Raw genomic sequence first — 19,611 nt, 5'->3', positions numbered from 1 at the left:
TCACTGGAACTCGATCGGATCGACGGTGCCTTTCGGACAACCCGCATTGTTCGTCGGCACTGATGCCAGCAACAGCTCACTGAGCGAAGAGTTCTGACCGATCGGGCCGGTCAGGCCGAGCGTCAGTTCGCCGATCAGCCGCCTGCCGCTCGAATGGTCGTCCAAACAGGAGACGCGAACCCGATCGCCCGCGCCGGGACCGAAAGCACTGTCGAAGGCGGCGCGGATCTGGTCGGAGGTCAGATCCCGGCCAATTTTTTGCGTGAAAAGATCGCGCACCGGTGAAGCATTCACCGCGCGCGTCAGGTTCAGCGCGTCGGAAAAATACTCCTGCTGGCTCTTGCCGTAACAGGTGCCATGCTTGATCCACTCATGCCTGTCGAGATCGGATGCGGTGCCCGGCATCACCTGATCGAGCTCCGACCGCGTGTTCGGCTCGAGCTCGACCGGCGGCAAATCCTGCCAATGCGCCGGATTGTCGTTCGCCTTGTCGGCCACTGCAACCTGGCAATAGAAATTTCCGTTCGGCTGCGGCCACAGCCCATGCAAGGTGAAATGCGTCGCGTCAAAACCGGCCGCTGTCTGTGCCTTGCATTCGGTCTTGCCGGGCTTGGTTTCGCAAAAGGCCGGCTGCCAGCTCAGCGCGAGGACATATTCGGGTTTTCCCGAAGCGGGCGCAGCAGACTTCTCCCGGTCGGCCGGCGCGCGCGCTGTCGGCATCGTTGACGCGCCCGAAACATGGCCGCAATCGACCTTCACCCAGCGGCGCTCCGGATCGGCCCCCGGCACGCGGATCAGATAATGCGTGGGAGCATCCTTGTTGCCGGCCAGCAGCTCGTAGCTCTGTCCCGCATCGGTCGAGATATTGCCGGGATTCTTGCCGCTCTTGATGGCCTGCGTCGCTGGACAGGTGGCGTCGGCCACGAAGGCGCCGCTCAACTTCACCTCGGCCCACGCAGCACCTGTCGGCGACGCGGCGGCAAGCGCCAATCCGAAAACAAGGCCTGTCCGCATATGCATAAAAGTACCCCGGCCGAAAACTGCTGCGGCAACAGACTGCCGCCCTCTCTCGGTAGCAAATTCTCCATGTCAGAATTGCGATACCCCGCGTTGCGACGCAAGAACAACGCTGCGGAAAACACCGATTGACGCAAAACCGGCGTCGGCGCACACAAACGTTCGCAGGCGCAAAAGAGGCGTTGGAGACGAAGCGACAATGTCATTCAGCCAGCAGCGCGTGCTCCGATCACCGACCGGCGCCGAGCTCAACCTTTATGTGAAACGCGCCGAGGGCCGCCCGCGCGCGGTCGTCCAGATTAATCACGGACTGGCCGAACACGCCGCGCGCTATGTCCGCTTCGCTACCTTTCTGGGTGAGCGCGGCTTCCATGTCTATGCCCATGACCATCGCGGCCATGGCGCAACGAAGGCGCCAGACGCCCCGCTCGGCACATTCGCCAAAGTGGATGGCGGCGCCAAGGTCATCGCCGATGTCGCCGCCGTGCACGATCTGATCGCCGGCGAACATACCGGCCTGCCCGTCATCGTCTTCGGCCATTCCATGGGCGGCCTCGTCGCGCTGAATTTCATGCTTCACCATTCGAACCGGCTGCACGCCGCCGCCATCTGGAACGCCAATTTTTCCGCCGGGCTGGCCGACCGTGCCGCGCGAATCATCCTGGCCTGGGAAAAATTCCGGCTGGGCTCCGATATGCCGTCGCGCATGCTGCCTAGACTGACCTTCCAGGCCTGGGGCAAAGCCGTCCCCAATCACCGGACGCCGTTCGACTGGCTGTCGCGCGACGCGGCCGAAGTCGACAAGTACATCGCCGACCCGCTGTGTGGCTGGGATGCATCCGTGTCGATGTGGCGCGACCTGTTCGGCTTTGTCTTCGACGGTGCCGACGACGCCAATTTTTCCGGCGTCCGCAAGGTCCTTCCGATCTGCCTGGTCGGCGGCGAAAAGGACCCCGCCACCGACGGCGGCAAGGCGGTCGCCCAACTCGCCGGCCGCCTGCAAAGGATGGGCTTTTCGAATCTCGTTTCAAAGATTTACGCCGAGACCCGTCATGAAAGCCTGAACGAGGTGAATCGAGATATCATCATGAACGATTTCGCCGCATGGGCCGATAGGGTGCTGAAACAAGCGTGATCGACATTGGCATGGTCGGGTTGGCCCATTGCAAGAACCGTGACAGCAGCACGCGGGATTGATAGTGCATGTTGCCCAAAAGTGCGCAGCGGTTTTGGGATAACGACATGCATAAAAAGAAAACTAGAGCCTGCGTTCCCGATCAATCACGGTGATCCATGACCGAGCCTCCGCTGAAAGGCATCCGCGTAATCGAACTCGCCCGCATCCTGGCCGGGCCGTGGGCTGGGCAGCTGCTTGCCGATCTCGGCGCCGACGTGATCAAGGTCGAGAGCCCGGATGGCGGCGACGACACCCGCAAATGGGGTCCGCCCTTCGTCATGAGCCATGACGGCGAAAATCTTTCGGCCGCCTACTACCATTCCTGCAATCGCGGAAAGCGCTCCATCGCCATCGATTTCTCGACGCCCGAAGGTGCCGAGACCGTGCGCCGGCTGGTCGCGACATCAGATGTGCTGATCGAGAACTTCAAGCTCGGCGGCCTGAAGAAATATGGCCTCGACTATGACAGCTTGCGCAAAATCAACCCACGGTTGATCTATTGCTCGATCACCGGCTTCGGCCAGGACGGGCCGTATGCGCCGCGCGCCGGCTATGACTTCATCATCCAGGGCATGGCCGGCATGATGTCGATCACCGGCGAAGCCGGCCGCGAGCCGCAAAAAGCCGGTGTCGCCATATCGGACATTTTCACCGGTCTCTATTCGGTGATCGCCATCCAGGCCGCACTTCGCCACGCCGAGAAGACCGGCGAAGGCCAGCATATCGATATGGCGCTCTACGACAGCCAGATCTCGGCGCTCGGCAACCAGAACCTCAACTATCTGGTCTCGGGAAAATCGCCGGTGCAGATGGGCAATGCGCATATGAACATCGCGCCCTACGAAGTGGTGCCGGTGAAGGACGGCCACATCATCCTTGCGATCGGCAATGACGGCCAGTTCGCCAAATTCTGCGCGGCCGTCGGATTGGACGACCTGCCGTCGAACCCCGATTTCGCCACCAACCCCGCCCGGGTCGCCAACCGAGCGAAGCTGCGCGAGCATATAATCGAGGCGCTAAAGACCTTCGATCGCGATCCGCTGCTGGCCAAACTGGAGGCGGCAAGCGTGCCTGCCAGCCCGATCAACACGATCGGCGAGATGTTCGCCGACCCTCAGACCATCGCGCGCGGCATGCGGCTCGACCTCGACGACGGCCATGGCAATCTGTTGCCCTCGGTGCGCGCGCCGATGGTCATGTCGGGCACGCCGCTGGTCTATGAGCGGCCCTCGCCGCGCCTCGGCGAACACACCAAAGAAATCCTTGCCGAACTGGAGAGGTCAGGAAAATGAAGACCGGCGGACAACTGATCGTCGATGCGCTCGAAGCCAACGGAACGGACCGTATCTATTGCGTGCCCGGCGAATCCTACCTTGCGGTGCTCGACGCGCTGCACGACTCGCCGATCCGCACCATCGTCTGCCGCCAGGAGGGCGGTGCTGCGATGATGGCCGACTGCCATGGTCGCCTGACCGGCAAGCCCGGCATCTGCTTCGTCACCCGCGGCCCCGGCGCCACCAACGCCTCGGCCGGCATCCACATCGCCATGCAGGATTCGGTTCCCGTCATCCTGTTCATCGGCCAGGTCGCCAGCCACGCCAAGCAGCGCGAGGCCTTCCAGGAGGTCGACTACGTCAGGTTCTTCGGCGATATCGCCAAATGGGTGGTCGAGATCGATGACGCCGCGCGCATCCCCGAATTCGTCACCCGCGCCTTCGCGGTGGCGACGTCCGGCCGTCCCGGCCCGGTCGTCATCTCGCTGCCTGAGGACATGCTGACCAGCCTTGCCGACGCGCCAGCGGCCCTGCCCCACACGCCGGTCGAAACACGGCCGGGCGAGGCCGAGCTCGACGCGCTGGAAATGCTGCTCGGCAAGGCAAAGCGCCCCTTCGTCATCCTCGGCGGCACGCGCTGGGATGCGGCGGCCGTCGCGCGGATGCGGACGATCGCTGAAGCCTGGTCGCTGCCGGTCGGCTGCTCCTTCCGCCGACAGATGCTGTTCGATCATCTCCACCCGAACTACGCCGGCGATGTCGGCATCGGCATCAACCCGAAGCTGGCCACCGCCATCAAGCAGGCCGACCTCGTGCTGCTGATCGGCGGCCGCATGGGCGAGATGCCGTCCTCCGACTACACGCTGCTCAAGAGCCCCTACCCCGACCAGACGCTGGTCCATGTCCATGCCGACGCCGCCGAGCTCGGCCGTGTCTATCTGCCGACGCTGGCGATCAACGCCTCGCCGTCCGCTTTCGTCGAAGCCTTTGCCGGGCGCAAGCCGGCCGCCACACCGGCATGGGCTGATGAAACACCGAAGCTGCACGCAGCCTATCTCGACTGGTCGACACCACCCGAAAGCGGCCCCGGCGCCGTCCAGATGGGGCCGATCATGAACTATCTCGAAAAAATGCTGCCCGACGACGCTATCCTCACCAACGGCGCCGGCAACTACGCCACCTGGGTGCACCGCTTCCACCGTTCCCGCCGCTTTGCCACGCAGGCAGCGCCAACCTCCGGCTCGATGGGCTACGGCACGCCGGCAGCAGTCGCCGCCAAGGAATTGTTTCCCGAGCGCGACGTGATCGCCTTTGCCGGCGACGGCTGCTTCCTGATGAACGGGCAGGAGTTCGCCACCGCCGTGCAGTACGATCTGCCGATCATCGTCGTCGTCATCAACAACGGCATCTACGGCACCATCCGCATGCATCAGGAGCGCGAGTATCCGGGCCGTGTTGTCGCCACCGACCTGAAGAATCCCGACTTCGCGGCGCTCGCCCGCGCCTATGGCGGCCATGGCGAAACGGTCGAGAAGACGGCCGACTTCGCGCCGGCCTTCGAACGCGCGCGCGCCAGCGGCAAGCCGTCGATTGTCGAGATCAGGCTCGATCCCGAGGCCATCACGCCGACCCGGACAATGACCCAGATCCGCGACAGGTCGTAAGCGCCAGAGGCATAGGCCGAGTTCCTTCGCGCAAACTTCCACAGCTTAATGCAGCGCTCCCTCGGGCGACGTTGCGCTACATCGCCGCTGCCTTCTCGATCTGCCCGCGGATCTCGCCGTCCTTGTGGGCCGCCGTATGGATGTTGATGTAATATTTCCCGGCCATCAGGTCGGCAGCCTGCGCGTCGGTCAGGATCGCCGCCCCCTTGAACGGGCTTTTCGGAGCGCCCTTGAACGGGACGGCAACGCCGACATTTTCACCCTTTGCTGCCGGACCGTGAATATGTCCGGCCGTCGCCGGTCCACTGAGACCTGAATACGTCACGTTCCAGGTCAGCTGTTTCGTGGCGGTGTTGAAGCCGAGATCGGCCTCGCCTTTGCCCTCTGTGGTGATGGGCGGATTCTGCTGAGCGCCATCGAGCGTCGCCTTCATCTTCATCATGTCGGCCAAGGCCGGTGAAGCGCACAGGAAGGGAGCCGAAACGGCCAGCGCCGAAAGCATCGGCGAGAAGGATTGCATGCGCATGGAAATCTCCGTTGTGGCGATGACATCCGCTGAAGCTGGATGCACCGCAACAACGGTTGTGGCGAGCGGATGTTTCCACCGGTAACGGCTATTTTACATCCCCACAAAAGGGGCGGTCGCCCGCCCCCTTTTGTTCGACTGCAGAAGTCCGGTTGATCGCCTCTATTGAGGGCTCCCTACTTGATCGCCTTGTCGGTGATGGCGGTCGTGTAGGCGCCGGTCGGCTCCTTGGTGATGATCTTCTGGTCAAGCAGCGCCTTGGCGGTGCGCGCGTAGGTCGCCGGGTCGAGCTTGCCGTCGGCATTGTCGATCAGCTTGGCGACTTCGCCCATCATGCGCTTCTGGTGGTTCTCGTCCTGGCCGCCATTGTCCATGACGATGCCGGCCGCCTCGTCGGAATTGTCGACGGCGTATTTCCAGCCCTTCATCGAGGCGCGCACGAAACGCACCATCTTGTCCTCGAAGGCCGGATCCTTGAGCTTGTCCTCCAAGGCATAGAGCCCGTCCTCAAGCAGGTCGTTGCCCATGGCCGAGTAGTTGAACACGATCAGCTCTTCCGGCTTGTAGCCGGCGTCGATGAGCTGCCAATATTCGTTGTAGGTCATGACCGAAATACAATCCGCCTGCTTCTGGATCAGCGGCTGCACGTCGAAACTCTGTTTCAGCACGGTGACGCCGTCCGGGCCGCCGTCGGTCTTCAAGCCGAGCTTGTTCATCCAGGCGTAGAACGGATATTCGTTGCCGAAGAACCAGACGCCGAGTGTGCGGCCCTTGAAGTCGGCTTCGGTCTTGACCGGGCCGTCCTTGGGACAGACCAGCTGCATGCCGGCCTTCTTGAACGGCTGGGCGATATTGACCAGCGGCACACCCTTTTCGCGCGCGGCCAGCGCGCCGCCCATCCAGTCGACGATGACGTCGGCGCCGCCGCCGGCGATCACCTGCTCGGGCGCGATATCGGGGCCGCCCGGCTTGATCTCGACGTCGAGGCCCTCGGCCTCGTAGAACCCCTTGTCCTTGGCGACGTAGTAGCCGGCGAACTGGGCCTGTGTGACCCATTTCAGCTGCAGCGTCACCTTGTCGGCGGCCATCGCCTGAAACGCGGCAAGCGACATCGCGCCGGCCAGCATCGAAACAACAAGTCTTTTCATGTTTTACCCTCTGAAGTTAAGTGTTCACCCTTTTAGGATCAGGGCCTTCAATGCGCCCCTGATTCCAAACCCGCCACCGCCCTATCCACCACGGACGGAGGGATGCCAAAACGTGACTGCTCTCTCGAAAAGAGCGACCACGCCATAAAAGACCGAACCCGCAAGTGCTGCAACCGCGATTTCGGCCCAGACCATGTCGATATTCATCCGTCCGACCTCGGTCGAAATCCGGAATCCCATGCCGACGACCGGCGTGCCGAAGAACTCCGCAACGATGGCGCCGATCAGCGCCAGCGTCGAATTGATCTTCAGCGCGTTGAAGATGAAGGGCGCCGCCGCCGGCAACCGCAGCTTGAACAGCGTCTGCCAGTAACTCGACGCATAGGTGCGCATCAGGTCGCGCTCCATATGGCCGGAGGCGGCAAGCCCGGCGACCGTATTCACCAGCATCGGGAAGAAGGTCATGATGATGACGACCGCCGCCTTCGACTGCCAGTCGAAGCCGAACCACATGACCATGATCGGCGCCACGCCGATGATCGGCAGTGCCGAGACCATATTGCCGATCGGCAAAAGCCCGCGGCGCAGGAACGGCACGCGGTCGGCCGCGATGGCGGCAAGGAAGCCGGCACCACTTCCAACGACGTAGCCGAAGATCACCGCCTTGAAGATGGTCTGCCGCACGTCGGCGGCCAGCACCGGCAGCGAATTAGCGATGCGCACGCCGATCGCGCTTGGCGGCGGCAGCAGGATGAAGGGGATGCCTGCGCCGCGCGTCACCGCTTCCCAGATAATCAGGATCCAGGCGCCGAAGATCGTTGGGATGATCAGCCTCAAAGCGGTTGCCGCCCAGCGCGAGGTCGGGCGAAGCGCGGACAGGACCGTCACGCAGCGCCAGGCCAGAAGCCATGCCGCGGCAAGCAGCAGATAGAACGATGCGCGAGCGGTGCCTTCGTTGCCGGTTATGCCGGCGAGCAGCAGCCACGCCGCGCCATGCGCGCCAAGGAAGAGCAACACCACCCCAATTGCCGGTGTGAAATTATCGGCCTCGATTGCCAGAAGCAGCAACAAGAAAATCAAAGCAGCGATGGCGACGCCATAACCGGGCGCCGCATCGACAAGCGGCCAAAGAAGGATCGCCCCGGCAAGAAGCGCAAGCGCTGCATACCCTTGCCACGAGCGGGGCGTGATCGACGAAAGGCTGAGGAGATCGCTCATGCCGGCCTCCCGCCCATGGCGCGGTCGACGATGCGCCCGGCAATGCCGACCACCATCACCAGCAAGGCCGCCACGACCGAGCCGGCCACCAGCGCCGACCAGATGTCGATGGTTTGGCTGTAATAGGCGCCGGCGAGCAGCTTGGCGCCGATGCCGGCGACGGCGCCGGTCGGCAGTTCACCGACGATGGCGCCGACCAGGCTGGCGGCGACCGCCACCTTCATCGAGGTGAACAGGAACGGCACCGACGCCGGCACGCGCAGTTTCCAGAAGGTCTGCGACGGGCTGGCATTGTAGGTGTGCATCAGGTCGAGATGCGTGATCTCGGGCGAACGCAGGCCCTTCACCATGCCGACGGCCACCGGGAAGAACGACAGATAGGTCGAGATCAGCGCTTTCGGGATCAGGCCGGTAACGCCGATCGCCGCCAGCACGACGATGATCATCGGCGCCACCGCCAGGATCGGAATCGTCTGCGAAGCGATGATCCACGGCATCAGGCTGCGGTCGAGCGTCGCCACATGAACGATGCCGACGGCAATTACGATGCCGAGCGCCGTGCCGAAGGCGAAGCCGAGCAGCGTCGAGGACAGCGTCACCCAGGCATTGTAGACAAGGCTGCGGTTGCTGGTGACCTTGCGCAGAAAAGTGTTCTCGAAGAAATTCACCGCCACCTGATGCGGCGCCGGCAGCGTCGGCTTCGGCTGCGACATCGTCTTGCCGATGAATTCCACAACGCCCGGCGTTTGGTTAGCGCGGCGGTCGAGATCGCGCTGGAACGGCGCGTTGAGGACGACGGCGAAAACATACCAGACGACCACCACGCCTAAGAGGATCGAGGTCACCGGAACGATCTTGTCGCGAAAGGAGTCCATCTAGCAGCCCTCGGGCGACTGGCGCCCTCCTCTCCCCAACGGGGAGAGGGTGGCCGGAGCGAAGCGGAGGCCGGGTGACATCGGCTGCAGCGAGGTCAACCACGCTCCGCTGGCGCTGCCGCGTATGTGGCCATGCCTGTTCTTCGTCATCCTAGGGCGGAGCCGCCGCAAAGCGGCGCAAATCGAGAGCGCGGCCAACCACGCCTTCGTCATCCTAGGGCGGAGCAAGGAGCGAAGCGACGCGGCGCAGACCCTAGGATCCATGCCGTTACCTTCGCGCTGCACAACGCTGCGGAACAATGCTCCCTGTCTGGAGGGAACGTCGGCTGCCGTGGCTGGCCTGGCGAATATTCTGAACCGCTTGGGCCTTTCGGCCGAAGTCACGGAATGGATCCTAGGGTCTTCGCCCGCCGCTTCGCGGCGGCTCCGCCCTAGGATGACGAAAGCATGGGTGGGCCCACCACCCCCATTGGGGAGAGGAGGAACCACCTCAATCCTCATAGCTGTGTCCTGCCCTGAGGCCGTCGCGGACGCGCGCCGCTATCGCCAGGAACTCCGGCGTCTCGCGGATGTCGAGCGGCCGCTGCTTCGGCAGCGTCGATTCGATGACGTCGCTGACACGGCCCGGACGCGGCGACATGACGATGATCCGCGTCGAGAGGTAGACCGCCTCGGGAATGGAGTGGGTGACGAAGCAGATGGTCTTGTTGGTCCGCTCCCAAAGCTCCAGCAGCTGTTGGTTGAGATGGTCGCGCACGATCTCGTCCAGCGCGCCGAACGGCTCGTCCATCAACAGAAGATCGGCGTCGAAGGCCAGCGCCCGCGCGATCGAGGCACGCTGCTGCATGCCGCCGGAAAGCTGCCACGGATATTTCTGTTCGAAGCCGCCCAGGTTGACGAGGTCGAGCGTGCGCTTGATACGCGCCGCCTGCTCTGCCTTCGAGAGGCCCATGATCTCCAGCGGCAGCGCCACGTTGCGCTCGATCGTGCGCCACGGATAAAGTGCGGCCGCCTGGAAGACATAGCCATAGGCGCGGCACTGGCGCGCCTGCTCGGGTGTCATGCCGTTGACGGAGATGGTTCCCGAGGTCGGTTTCTCCAGATCGGCGATGACCCGCAGCAAGGTCGTCTTGCCGCAGCCGGACGGCCCGATGAAGGAGACGAATTCGCCCTTGCCGATGGTCAGGTCGACATTCGACAGTGCCTGCACCGGACCGTCACTGGTCTGGAAGGTCAGGCCGAGCTTGCTTGCCGAAACGACGGCTGGCGATGTTCCCGTCATAGGCCGCAGCCTGCCTTTTCGCGCCGCTGCCGCGCCGGCCGGAATCCGGTTGATTTTGCCGCGATGTTGCTTTCCACTTACCTTGTCCCACTCGATCGACGCCCGGAGTTTGCCAGATGCCGCCCAAACCCACCTGCCATCTTATCCGCCCCGAAAACTCTTATGAAGGCAAGCAGGGACTGAGTTATTTCACCGGCATCGCCACTGAGACGGTCGGCTCTACCGGCATCTGCATGCACCTGCTCACCATGCCGCCTGGTGCCCGCGCCAAGGCGCATATGCACGAAAGCCATGAAACGGCGATCTATGTGCTCTCCGGCGAGGTCCATACCTGGTATGGCGACCGGCTTGAACAGCATATCGTGGTCAAGGCCGGTGACCTCTTCTACATTCCGGCCGGCGTGCCGCATCTGCCGGCCAATCTGAGCGACAGCCCGGTCTCGGCGGTCATCGCCCGCACCGATCCCAACGAACAGGAAAGCGTCGTCCTGCTGCCGGAACTGGATGGGCTGGTCGCCTGAGGCCGGCTTTGATGGGCGGGCTACCCGCCGGTCAATTGGGATTGGGCATGGAGACAGTGCATTCGCTTCAGCTTTGCGCTGCCCCTCATCGCCCTGCCGGGCACTTCTCCCCGTATAGCGACGGGGAGAAGGACGCCTTCGCAAAGGATTTCGCCAATCTCCAACGTCGCCAGAAAGAGCGCCGAGGTTGCGCACAGCCACCTTCTCCCCGTCTCTATACGGGGAGAAGGTGCCGGCAGGCGGATGAGGGGCGGCGCCGACTTCGACAAACCCGCGCAAGCTCACACCCCGGTCGCCGGAATACCTGATCGTTCCACCTTGCGCGGCGCGGAAATTTCCTTCCAGGTCGACAGCGCCCGGTTGATCGCCGCATTCGGCTCGCGAGCGACGAACTCGCCATGGCCGGGCTTCGCCTTGACCTCAGCCTCCTGAATCGACAGTTCGCCGCGCGAGAAGACGAAGCGTGGCAGGCCGGTCACCTCGAAACCTTCGAAGACGTTGTAGTCGATCACCGACTGCTGCTTCTTGGAGGTGATCGTCCTCTTGCGCTTCGGGTCCCAGACGACGATATCGGCGTCGGCGCCTTCGACGATCGCGCCCTTCTTCGGATACATGTTGAGGATTTTTGCGATGTTGGTCGAGGTCACCGCGACGAACTCGTTCATCGTCAGCCGGCCGGTGTTGACGCCCGTCGTCCACAGCACCGGCAGGCGATCTTCGAGCCCGCCGGTGCCGTTCGGGATCTTGGTGAAATCGCCGATACCGTTACGCTTCTGGCTAGTGGTGAACGCACAATGGTCGGTCGCCACCACTTGCAGCGATCCTGCCTGCAGGCCGGCCCACAGCGAATCCTGATGCAATTTGTTGCGGAAAGGCGGGCTCATCACCCGGCGCGCGGCATGGTCCCAGTCCTTGTTGAAATATTCGCTCTCGTCGAGCGTCAGATGCTGGATCAGCGGCTCGCCGAACACCCGCATGCCCTTCTGCCGCGCCCGGCGAATGGCTTCGTGGGCCTGCTCGCAGGAGACATGCACGACATAGAGCGGCACGCCGGCCATATCGGCGATCATGATGGCGCGGTTGGTCGCCTCGCCTTCCACTTCCGGCGGACGCGAATAGGCATGCCCCTCCGGCCCATTATTGCCCGCGGCCAGCAGCTTCTGCGACAGGGCAGCAACCACGTCGCCATTCTCGGCATGAACCAGCGGCAGCGCGCCAAGGTCGGCGCAGCGCTGGAACGACGAATACATCTCGTCGTCGTCGACCATCAGCGCACCCTTGTAGGCCATGAAGTGCTTGAACGAGGTGATGCCCTTGTCGACGACAGTGGCCATCTCGTCGAACACCTGCTTGCCCCACCAGGTGATCGCCATGTGGAAGGAATAGTCGCAGGACGCTTTCGAGGTCTTGTTGTCCCACATTTGCAGGGCCTCGAGCAGCGGCTGCTGCGGCGCCGGCAGGCAGAAATCGACGACCATCGTCGTGCCGCCGGCGAGGGCGGCGCGGGTGCCGCTCTCGAAATCGTCGGCCGAATAGGTGCCCATGAACGGCATTTCGAGATGGGTATGCGGGTCGATGCCGCCCGGCATCACATAGCAGCCGGTGGCGTCGAACTCGTGGTCGCCATGCAGGTCCGGGCCGATGGCGATGATTTTGCCGTGCTTGAACAGCACGTCGGCCCTCCAGCTGCGGTCGGCGGTGACGATGGTGCCATTCTTGATGACTTTGGACATTTTCTTGTTCCCTTGTTTTTCTCGCGCTTCTTGGTGAGCGGCGTTCGGAATCTTGGTTTCTAGTTCACTCCACGATCACAGCCGTCTCGACCACCGCGTGGAACAGCACGTCGGCGCCGGCCGCCGCCCATTCCTTGGAGATCTCTTCGGCCTCATTGTGCGACAGCCCGTCGACGCACGGGCACATCACCATCGCAGTCGGTGCGACGCGGTTGATCCAGCACGCGTCATGGCCTGCGCCGGAGACGATATTGCGATGCGAGTAGCCGAGCCGTTCAGCGGCATCTCGGATCGCCTTGACGCAGCCCGGATCGAAAGTCACCGGGTCGAAATGGCCGACCTGATCGATTTGATACTTGATGTCGAGCGCTTCGCAGATCGTGTCGATGCCCTTGCGGATGCGCCCGTCCATCGCATCCAGCACTTCCTTTTCCGGCGAGCGGATGTCGATGGTGAACACGGTGCGGCCGGCGATGATGTTGCGCGAATTCGGATAGACCTCCATATGGCCGACCGCGCCGACGGCGTCGGGCTGGTAGTCCATGGCGATCTCGTGCACCAACTCGATCACTCGCGCCATGCCGAGCCCGGCGTTGCGGCGCTTCGGCATCGGCGTCGAGCCGGTATGCGCCTCTTTGCCGGTCAAAGTCACCTGCAGCCATTTCAGCCCTTGGCCATGGGTGACGACACCGATGTCGATACCCTCGTCCTCAAGGATCGGGCCTTGCTCGATATGCAGCTCGAAGAAGGCGTGGATCTTGCGGTCACCGACTTTCTCGGTGCCCTTCCAGCCGATGCGTTCGAGCTCCTCGCCGAATTTCTTGCCGTCCTTGTCGACATGCGAGTAGACGTCAGCCTGGTCGAGGACGCCGGCGAACACGCCGGATGCCATCATGGCCGGCGCAAAGCGCGCGCCTTCCTCGTTCGTCCAGTTGGTGACGACGATCGGATGGTTTGTCTTGATGCCGAGCTCGTTGAGCGAGCGCACGATCTCCAGCCCGCCAAGCACGCCGAGCACGCCGTCATACTTGCCGCCGGTCGGCTGGGTGTCGAGATGGCTGCCGACATAGACCGGCGGCAGATCGGGCTCGGTGCCTTCGCGGCGGGCAAACATCGTGCCCATCTCGTCGAGGCCCATTTCGAGCCCCGCCGCCTCGCACCAGCGCTTGAACAGATGCCGCCCCTCGCCGTCCGCGTCGGTCAACGTCTGGCGATTGTTGCCGCCGGCAATGCCGGGGCCGATCTTCGCCATCTCCATTATCGAATCCCACAAACGGTCTGAATTGATTCGCAGATTCTCGCCGGGAGCGGCCATTCAAGTTCCTCTCATCTATTCGCATATTGGGCGACGGTTCCCGTCGCCGCCCTATACGTTGTGGAGTATCTAGTCCACCGCCCTCAGCACTTCACGCACATGGTCGATCAATTCGTTGATCTGGCCCTTGGTGATGATCAGCGGCGGCGACAGCGCGATGATGTCGCCGGTGGTGCGGATCAGCGCGCCGCGCTCGAACGCCTTGACGAACGCCGAGAAGGCACGCTTGGTCGGACTGCCGGGGATAGGCGCCAGCTCGATCGCGCCGATCAGGCCGATGTTTCTGATGTCGATGACGTTCGGCTCGCCCTTCAGCGAATGCAGCGCGTCTTCCCAATACGGCGCCAGTTCCTCGCCGCGGGTCAGCAGGCCCTCTTCCTTGTAGGTGTCGAGCGTGCCGAGGGCTGCCGCACAGGCGATCGGATTGCCCGAATAGGTGTAGCCGTGGAAGAACTCGATCATATGCTCGGGGCCGGTCATGAAAGCGTCGTGGATTTCCTTCTTGACGAACACCGCGCCCATCGGAATGACGCCGTTGGAGACGCCCTTGGCGGTCGTCATGATATCGGGCGTGACGCCGAAATAGTCGGCGGCGAACGGCGTGCCGAGGCGGCCGAAGCCGGTGATGACCTCGTCGAAAATCAAAAGGATGCCGTGCTTGGTGCAGATCTCGCGCAGCCTCTCAAGATAGCCCTTCGGCGGCAGGATGACACCTGTGGAACCGGCCACCGGCTCGACGATGACGGCCGCGATGGTCGAGGCATCATGCAGCGCGACGATGCGCTCCAGCTCGTTCGCCAATTCCGCGCCATGTTCGGGCACGCCCTTGGTGAACGAATTCTTCTCCGGCAGATGCGTGTGCGGCATGTGGTCGACGCCGCCGAGCAGCGTGCCGAACATCTTGCGGTTGGTGACGATGCCGCCGACCGAGATGCCGCCGAAATTGACGCCGTGATAGCCGCGCTCGCGGCCGATCAGGCGGGTTCGTGAGCCCTCGCCTTTGGCGCGGTGATAGGCGATTGCCATCTTCAGCGCGGTCTCGACCGATTCCGATCCGGAATTGGTGAAGAACACATGATCCATGCCCTTCGGCGCAAGGTCGACCAAACGGTTCGCCAGTTCGAAGACGATCGGGTGGCCCATCTGGAAAGCCGGCGCATAGTCGAGCTCTGCGGCTTGGCTCTGGATCGCCTCGGTGATCTTCGGCCGGCAGTGGCCGGCATTGACGCACCACAGGCCGGCGGTGCCGTCGAGAACCTTGCGCCCGTCGCTCGTCGTGTAATGCATGTCCTTGGCGGACACCATCATGCGAGGCGCCTGTTTGAACTGCCGGTTTGCCGTGAACGGCATCCAGAATGCGCTGAGATCGTTCGGCGTGACTTTCAGCCGGTTGGACATGACCAAGACTTCCCCTTGTAACCTGTTTCGGTGCGGCTAACGCTTGGTCTTCCCGACACTTGGTCTCTGCTGCGTTTTTGTGCTACGCAAATTTTTGACCGGTTGGACAAACGTTAGCACCGCCCTGTCGGCGGTCAAGGGATTACTAGCGGAAATGCGGCAGCTAAAGCGCGCTCCACAGGCCGGAGAAAAACTGGTCCAGAGAATTGGTCCAGATGACCCTCGCGGCAATGTTCTGCGCGGATGACGACTGGCATGGACACCCCCGCCCCTCGTCGCACCCGCATCCAGCAGGAAAAACGCGAGCTCATCCTGGAGGCGGCGCTCGAGGTCTTCTCAACCAACGGCTTTCGCGGCTCGACCATCGACCAGATCGCCGAAGCCGCCGGCATGTCGAAGCCTAACCTGCTCTACTATTTCCGCCGCAAGGAGGACATCCACGAGACGCTGATGCAGCGGCTTCTGGACACCTGGCTGGCGCCGCTGCGCGAACTCGACGACATCGGCGACCCCTTGACCGAATTGCGCAGCTACATCAGGCGCAAACTCGAAATGGCGCGCGATTTCCCTAGGGAAAGCCGGCTGTTCGCCAACGAGATCCTGCAGGGCGCGCCGCGCATCATGCCGATGCTGGAAGGCGAGCTGAAGACGCTGGTCGACGAGAAGGCCGCCGTCATCAAGGGCTGGATGCGCGCCGGCAAGATCGCCCACACCGACCCCTGGCACCTGATCTTCTCGATCTGGGCGACGACGCAGCACTATGCCGATTTCGACGTTCAGGTCCGCGCCGTGCTCGGGCCTAACCGCGGCGGTGACGGCCGCTTCGAAGACGCGGCAAGGTTTCTCGAGCAATTGTTCATCGATGGGTTGAAGCCGAAAACCTAACTCTCGTTTCGACATCCTGGGGTCTGCGCTGCGTCGCTCCGCTCCTTGCTGCGCCGCAGGATGACGAAGCTGACGGGCTGCGGCCAACCATCGGCGGAGTGCGTCGGGGAATCCATTGGCGTCATTATAGCAGTATTGATACCGGGATTAAGTTTGAACTGTTTGAAGCGTGTTTGACATCCCATCTTCCCTTCAGAGCAACGACATGGAGGCTCCGAGCATGGAACTGAAAGACAAGACCGTCCTCATCACCGGATCGACCGACGGCGTCGGCCGTTTGGTCGCGCAAAGGCTCGGCGCCGGCGGCGCGCGGGTCCTGGTGCATGGCCGCGATGCGACACGGGGCAAGGCAACGGTCGCCGAGATCGAAGCCGCCGGCGGCAAGGCCGAGCTTCTCGTCGCCGACCTCTCGTCCCTGGCCGAAGTCCGCCGTCTCGCCGAGGCCGTACGCGTCAGGACTGACCGACTCGACATCCTCATCAATAACGCCGGCATCGGCACTGCCGGCACCAAACGACAGGTCAGCGCGGACGGCTACGAACTGCGCTTTGCCGTCAACTATCTCGCTGGCTTCCTGCTCACATCGGAGCTTCTGCCGCTGCTCAAGGCGAGCGCGCCGGCGCGCATCGTCAATGTCGCCTCGGCCGGCCAGCAACCGATCGATTTCGACGATGTCATGCTGACCCGCAACTACGACGGTGTCCGCGCCTACTGCCAGAGCAAGCTGGCGCAGATCATGTTCACCATCGATCTGGCGCAGGAGCTGAGGGCCACCAATGTGACCGTCAACAGCCTGCATCCGGCAAGCTACATGAACACCACCATGGTCCGGCAAGCGGGCATCACGCCCTGGAGCTCGGTCGAAACCGGCGCCGAAGCCATCCTCAATCTAGCGACGTCGCCAGCGCTTGAAGGACGAAGCGGCCTCTATTTCGACGGCCAGAGGGAATCCCGCGCCGATCATCAAGTCTATGACGCAAAGGCAAGACAGCAATTGCGGACACTGAGCCTCGAGCTTGTCGAGCGTCCCTCCCCCAAATCGAAGGAACGGCATTCATGACTGACAAAGCCCAACATGCCGTGATCGTCGGCGGCTCGTCCGGCATCGGCCTCGCCACGGCGCAGAAGTTGCTTGGCCAGGGCATGACGGTCACCATCACCGGCCGCAGCCAGAGAAGCTCGAACGGGCGCGACAGAGCCTGTCCGGCAACGTCGCACTCGCTGCTTTCAACGCGACCCGAGGGTGCGCAGCGGTTTTGGGATAACGACACTGCATAAACAAGCGGTATGGCAGCGGCTATTCGAAAGGCTCAATCGGACGTCAGGCCGGGCCAGAAGGCCAGCGCCATTAGCCCGGCGATAATAGCATACCATATCGCCGTGTGGGCTGCCTTCATGATCGGCCGCCCCACTTCCCGTGCCCGGTTCGGATGCAGGGGATCATACATGACCTTTACCGCCGCTCCGACCGAACCGGTCATGTTGTTGACCGGCAAATGCGATTCAAAGCGCCAGATCTTGCCGAGACGATCGGCGAATTCGATGATCGGCGTCCTGGGCGAGTCGTCCGACATCTCTATCTCCACCACCTTGCCTGTCACGTAGACGCGACGGCGCCGAAGCACGAGATCGCCATAGGTGTGGGGAACGACGAGCACCAGGAAAAAGAGACCGCAGACGAAGCACCAGAGTTGGATATCGCTCGGAAAATAGCCGAATGTTTCGGCAAGCGCCAGAAGCGGCGAGAGCGCGAGGTGAAACGCCTGCGAAACGCTTCCCCAGAAGCTATTCCAGCTTTGCTCCATAAAGGCTCCGACAAGCGAAACTGAGCCAATCATACGAGGCAATCGCAACGGAGCAACGACAAATCGTACCAAATCGGCTGCGCGATTCCCCTTAAAGCGCTTGGCCCATCAGCGCCAGGAACCCGCCGGTCAGCGCGACATTGGCGACAAAGCCGTTGATGCGGGCGGCGCGCTCCGGACCCTGGTGATCCCAGAAATTGTCGAACATCGGTGTCGCGACCAGCAGGAAGAGGATGAGACATGCCGCTGCAAGAGCGGTCCAGATGCCTGCGATCACCAGCGCTCCGGCGACGATCTGCACGACGATGCCGAGCCACAGCATCAGCCGCGCCTGCGGCACGCCGCGTGTCGTCATCAGCTGGGTCAGGAAGCCTGCATTCTGGATATTGCGCAGACCGGCAAAGACGAACGCGCCGCCAAGCAGCAGGCGGGCGGCAAGAACAATCTCATTCTCAAAATTCGACAACATGTTCTGATCCCCAAACAAAAATGGCACGCGGCGCAAGGCCGCGTGCCCGGATCGTTCACTCACGCGGCCTTGGCCGCCGGCATCGGATGAATGGCCTGGAACGGGATGCAAAGCCGGTTCCAGGAGTTGATCATGCCGATCGCGACGGACAGCTTGACCAGTTCCTCTTCCGAGAAGTGTTCGAGCGTTTTTGCGTAGAGATCATCCGGCACCCCGCTGTCCGCGATCTTCGTCACCGCCTCGGTCCAGGCGAAGGCAGCGCGTTCGCGCTCGGAAAACAGCGGCGATTCCTTCCAGGCGGAGACGAGATAGAGCCGCTGCTCGGTCTCGCCATCACGGCGCGCCTCGCGGCTGTGCATCTCGACGCAGTACGAACAGCCATTGATCTGCGACGCCCGCAGCTTGATCAGGTGCAACAGGCTCACCTCGAGCCCGCATTCGTCGACCGCCTTGTTGAGCGCCGACACCGCTTTCATGATTTTCGGCGCCGCGCCGAAGAATTGCAGCCTCTGCTTCATCGTCATTACCTTTCACGCTTGCTTGGTTGAACTGGATTTCTGCGGTCGCTGATGGCGCTCGACAAAGGCGCAGTTCGCGGCGACCGAACGGGGATCGGCATCGCTCACGTATTCCGCCACGATGTCGGACAGCCGGGCCTCGGCAAGAGCGGCGCGATAGGCGCGCTCAGCCTTCAGCATCGCGACGCTGATGCCGCAGGGTTTGACATAGACCGAGGCATCGAGCCTGACCGGCCCGCGCTGACGGATTTCGCCGCAACGGAAGGCCGGCTCGCGTCCTTCCACGGTGAGCACGATGTCGAGCAGCGTTATGCGCTCGGCCGGCCGCGCCAGCCGGTAACCGCCCGATGGGCCCGGCACCGATTCCAAGATGCCCGACGCCGTCAGCGCGTTGAGATGCTTGAGGAGATAGCTCGGCGACAAACCAAAGGCTTCCGCCAAGGCAGCACCCGGCATCGTCGCTGCGCCTTCGACGCCGGCAAGCATTGCGGCGCAGTGGATGGCCGCTTCGACGCCCTCACCCAGCTTCATCGTGCTGATCTCCAATTCATGGATATGTTTTATCGTGGATAAATTTTATCCGCAATAGAAAAATGAGAAATCGCCCATTCAAAAATGAGATGTGCATGAGGTTTGCGGAAAGTCGGAGAGCTTTGGGCGCGCTCTTTTTTAAAGGTGGCGCTGCCGCTCATCCTGCGGACACAAGTTTGCGGAACTTGGGTTCCTCGCCCCCACTTGTGCAGGGCTGTCCGGGGAAAGTTTTGAGTGAATCGAAATGCCGCATGT

Annotated in this window: 19 protein-coding genes and 1 pseudogene; 7 read left to right on the top strand and 13 right to left on the bottom strand. The window is 62.6% G+C overall.

Annotation, left to right across the window (positions count from 1 at the left end; all coding sequences use genetic code 11):
• Entirely contained in the window at nt 1–1,020 is a 1,020-nt protein-coding gene (locus CIT26_RS08905) for a ribonuclease T2 family protein (protein WP_425350332.1), read from the bottom strand.
• Nucleotides 1,021–1,216: 196 nt separating this feature from the next.
• Between CIT26_RS08905 and CIT26_RS08900 the strand changes: the two genes are divergently transcribed.
• The 3 genes from CIT26_RS08900 (at nt 1,217) to CIT26_RS08890 (ending at nt 5,132) form a co-directional block, all read left to right on the top strand.
• A complete protein-coding gene (locus CIT26_RS08900; RefSeq protein ID WP_095492239.1) occupies nt 1,217–2,152 on the top strand; it encodes an alpha/beta fold hydrolase in 936 nt (311 codons plus the stop codon).
• A gap of 158 nt (nt 2,153–2,310) precedes the next feature.
• The gene (locus tag CIT26_RS08895) at nt 2,311–3,486 is read left to right on the top strand and encodes a CaiB/BaiF CoA transferase family protein (protein ID WP_095492238.1); all 1,176 of its coding nucleotides are present in this window, start codon (nt 2,311–2,313) and stop codon (nt 3,484–3,486) included.
• Entirely contained in the window at nt 3,483–5,132 is a 1,650-nt protein-coding gene (locus tag CIT26_RS08890) for a thiamine pyrophosphate-binding protein (protein WP_095492237.1), read from the top strand. Before CIT26_RS08895 ends, CIT26_RS08890 begins: the two co-directional genes overlap by 4 nt.
• A gap of 76 nt (nt 5,133–5,208) precedes the next feature.
• On the opposite strand, the gene CIT26_RS08885 is transcribed toward CIT26_RS08890, so the two are convergent.
• The 5 genes from CIT26_RS08885 to CIT26_RS08860 all read right to left on the bottom strand — a co-directional run bounded on the left by CIT26_RS08885 (nt 5,209) and on the right by CIT26_RS08860 (nt 10,181).
• The gene (locus tag CIT26_RS08885; RefSeq protein ID WP_095492236.1) at nt 5,209–5,658 is read right to left on the bottom strand and encodes a CHRD domain-containing protein; all 450 of its coding nucleotides are present in this window, start codon (nt 5,656–5,658) and stop codon (nt 5,209–5,211) included.
• 176 nt (nt 5,659–5,834) lie between these two features.
• Complete coding sequence (locus CIT26_RS08880; protein ID WP_095492235.1) at nt 5,835–6,806, bottom strand: ABC transporter substrate-binding protein; 972 nt, start codon at nt 6,804–6,806, stop codon at nt 5,835–5,837.
• An 81-nt stretch (nt 6,807–6,887) separates the two neighbouring features.
• Entirely contained in the window at nt 6,888–8,024 is a 1,137-nt protein-coding gene (locus CIT26_RS08875; RefSeq protein ID WP_095492234.1) for an ABC transporter permease, read from the bottom strand.
• A complete protein-coding gene (locus tag CIT26_RS08870) occupies nt 8,021–8,899 on the bottom strand; it encodes an ABC transporter permease (RefSeq protein WP_095492233.1) in 879 nt (292 codons plus the stop codon). Before CIT26_RS08870 ends, CIT26_RS08875 begins: the two co-directional genes overlap by 4 nt.
• Nucleotides 8,900–9,389: 490 nt before the next feature.
• On the bottom strand, nt 9,390–10,181 hold the full coding sequence (locus tag CIT26_RS08860; RefSeq protein WP_095492232.1) for an ABC transporter ATP-binding protein: 792 nt from the start codon (nt 10,179–10,181) through the stop codon (nt 9,390–9,392).
• A gap of 116 nt (nt 10,182–10,297) precedes the next feature.
• Between CIT26_RS08860 and CIT26_RS08855 the strand changes: the two genes are divergently transcribed.
• On the top strand, nt 10,298–10,702 hold the full coding sequence (locus CIT26_RS08855) for a cupin domain-containing protein (RefSeq protein ID WP_095492231.1): 405 nt from the start codon (nt 10,298–10,300) through the stop codon (nt 10,700–10,702).
• 281 nt (nt 10,703–10,983) lie between these two features.
• Here the strand turns inward: CIT26_RS08855 and hydA are convergent, their stop codons facing one another.
• The 3 genes from hydA to aptA all read right to left on the bottom strand — a co-directional run bounded on the left by hydA (nt 10,984) and on the right by aptA (nt 15,148).
• Nucleotides 10,984–12,435 carry a dihydropyrimidinase gene (gene hydA, locus CIT26_RS08850; RefSeq protein ID WP_095492230.1) on the bottom strand — a complete coding sequence of 484 codons (1,452 nt, stop codon included), beginning with the start codon at nt 12,433–12,435 and terminating at the stop codon, nt 10,984–10,986.
• Between the two features lie 64 nt (nt 12,436–12,499).
• Nucleotides 12,500–13,750, bottom strand: a complete 1,251-nt coding sequence (locus CIT26_RS08845; protein ID WP_095492229.1) for a Zn-dependent hydrolase — start codon at nt 13,748–13,750, stop codon at nt 12,500–12,502.
• Nucleotides 13,751–13,819: 69 nt separating this feature from the next.
• Nucleotides 13,820–15,148: an omega-aminotransferase AptA gene (aptA, locus tag CIT26_RS08840; protein WP_095492228.1), complete on the bottom strand. Its 1,329-nt coding sequence runs from the start codon at nt 15,146–15,148 to the stop codon at nt 13,820–13,822.
• Nucleotides 15,149–15,403: 255 nt separating this feature from the next.
• Here aptA and CIT26_RS08835 point away from each other — a divergent pair, with 255 nt between their 5' ends.
• The 3 genes and pseudogenes from CIT26_RS08835 to CIT26_RS37415 form a co-directional block, all read left to right on the top strand.
• Nucleotides 15,404–16,033 (top strand): TetR family transcriptional regulator C-terminal domain-containing protein, encoded by a 630-nt coding sequence (locus CIT26_RS08835; RefSeq protein ID WP_167391330.1) that lies wholly within the window; start codon nt 15,404–15,406, stop codon nt 16,031–16,033.
• Between the two features lie 220 nt (nt 16,034–16,253).
• Nucleotides 16,254–17,093 carry an SDR family NAD(P)-dependent oxidoreductase gene (locus tag CIT26_RS08830; protein WP_095492226.1) on the top strand — a complete coding sequence of 280 codons (840 nt, stop codon included), beginning with the start codon at nt 16,254–16,256 and terminating at the stop codon, nt 17,091–17,093.
• Nucleotides 17,090–17,241: pseudogene (locus CIT26_RS37415) on the top strand (SDR family NAD(P)-dependent oxidoreductase); the annotation flags it as partial. The gene CIT26_RS08830 and the pseudogene CIT26_RS37415, both read left to right, overlap by 4 nt.
• 102 nt (nt 17,242–17,343) lie before the next feature.
• Here the strand turns inward: CIT26_RS37415 and CIT26_RS08820 are convergent.
• From CIT26_RS08820 to CIT26_RS08805, 4 genes are all read right to left on the bottom strand, one after another.
• Nucleotides 17,344–17,838: a DUF3592 domain-containing protein gene (locus CIT26_RS08820; RefSeq protein ID WP_095492224.1), complete on the bottom strand. Its 495-nt coding sequence runs from the start codon at nt 17,836–17,838 to the stop codon at nt 17,344–17,346.
• A 91-nt stretch (nt 17,839–17,929) separates the two neighbouring features.
• Complete coding sequence (locus CIT26_RS08815; protein WP_095492223.1) at nt 17,930–18,307, bottom strand: DoxX family protein; 378 nt, start codon at nt 18,305–18,307, stop codon at nt 17,930–17,932.
• A 59-nt stretch (nt 18,308–18,366) separates the two neighbouring features.
• Nucleotides 18,367–18,825 carry a carboxymuconolactone decarboxylase family protein gene (locus tag CIT26_RS08810; RefSeq protein ID WP_095492252.1) on the bottom strand — a complete coding sequence of 153 codons (459 nt, stop codon included), beginning with the start codon at nt 18,823–18,825 and terminating at the stop codon, nt 18,367–18,369.
• A gap of 12 nt (nt 18,826–18,837) precedes the next feature.
• Nucleotides 18,838–19,356, bottom strand: a complete 519-nt coding sequence (locus tag CIT26_RS08805; RefSeq protein WP_095492222.1) for an RrF2 family transcriptional regulator — start codon at nt 19,354–19,356, stop codon at nt 18,838–18,840.
• Nucleotides 19,357–19,611 lie beyond the last annotated feature (255 nt).

This window comes from Mesorhizobium temperatum, from assembly GCF_002284575.1.
GTDB lineage: Bacteria > Pseudomonadota > Alphaproteobacteria > Rhizobiales > Rhizobiaceae > Mesorhizobium > Mesorhizobium temperatum.
Note: the sequence above shows the minus strand (reverse complement) of the source record. Positions and strands in the feature narration are given on the sequence as shown.

Coding starts and splice junctions, on each gene's coding strand:
- CIT26_RS08905 (WP_425350332.1), bottom strand. CDS start 1,020: ATGCATATGCGGACAGGCCTTGTTTTCGGATTGGCGCTTGCCGCCGCG.
- CIT26_RS08900 (WP_095492239.1), top strand. CDS start 1,217: ATGTCATTCAGCCAGCAGCGCGTGCTCCGATCACCGACCGGCGCCGAG.
- CIT26_RS08895 (WP_095492238.1), top strand. CDS start 2,311: ATGACCGAGCCTCCGCTGAAAGGCATCCGCGTAATCGAACTCGCCCGC.
- CIT26_RS08890 (WP_095492237.1), top strand. CDS start 3,483: ATGAAGACCGGCGGACAACTGATCGTCGATGCGCTCGAAGCCAACGGA.
- CIT26_RS08885 (WP_095492236.1), bottom strand. CDS start 5,658: ATGCGCATGCAATCCTTCTCGCCGATGCTTTCGGCGCTGGCCGTTTCG.
- CIT26_RS08880 (WP_095492235.1), bottom strand. CDS start 6,806: ATGAAAAGACTTGTTGTTTCGATGCTGGCCGGCGCGATGTCGCTTGCC.
- CIT26_RS08875 (WP_095492234.1), bottom strand. CDS start 8,024: ATGAGCGATCTCCTCAGCCTTTCGTCGATCACGCCCCGCTCGTGGCAA.
- CIT26_RS08870 (WP_095492233.1), bottom strand. CDS start 8,899: ATGGACTCCTTTCGCGACAAGATCGTTCCGGTGACCTCGATCCTCTTA.
- CIT26_RS08860 (WP_095492232.1), bottom strand. CDS start 10,181: ATGACGGGAACATCGCCAGCCGTCGTTTCGGCAAGCAAGCTCGGCCTG.
- CIT26_RS08855 (WP_095492231.1), top strand. CDS start 10,298: ATGCCGCCCAAACCCACCTGCCATCTTATCCGCCCCGAAAACTCTTAT.
- hydA (WP_095492230.1), bottom strand. CDS start 12,435: ATGTCCAAAGTCATCAAGAATGGCACCATCGTCACCGCCGACCGCAGC.
- CIT26_RS08845 (WP_095492229.1), bottom strand. CDS start 13,750: ATGGCCGCTCCCGGCGAGAATCTGCGAATCAATTCAGACCGTTTGTGG.
- aptA (WP_095492228.1), bottom strand. CDS start 15,148: ATGTCCAACCGGCTGAAAGTCACGCCGAACGATCTCAGCGCATTCTGG.
- CIT26_RS08835 (WP_167391330.1), top strand. CDS start 15,404: ATGGACACCCCCGCCCCTCGTCGCACCCGCATCCAGCAGGAAAAACGC.
- CIT26_RS08830 (WP_095492226.1), top strand. CDS start 16,254: ATGGAACTGAAAGACAAGACCGTCCTCATCACCGGATCGACCGACGGC.
- CIT26_RS08820 (WP_095492224.1), bottom strand. CDS start 17,838: ATGGAGCAAAGCTGGAATAGCTTCTGGGGAAGCGTTTCGCAGGCGTTT.
- CIT26_RS08815 (WP_095492223.1), bottom strand. CDS start 18,307: ATGTTGTCGAATTTTGAGAATGAGATTGTTCTTGCCGCCCGCCTGCTG.
- CIT26_RS08810 (WP_095492252.1), bottom strand. CDS start 18,825: ATGAAGCAGAGGCTGCAATTCTTCGGCGCGGCGCCGAAAATCATGAAA.
- CIT26_RS08805 (WP_095492222.1), bottom strand. CDS start 19,356: ATGAAGCTGGGTGAGGGCGTCGAAGCGGCCATCCACTGCGCCGCAATG.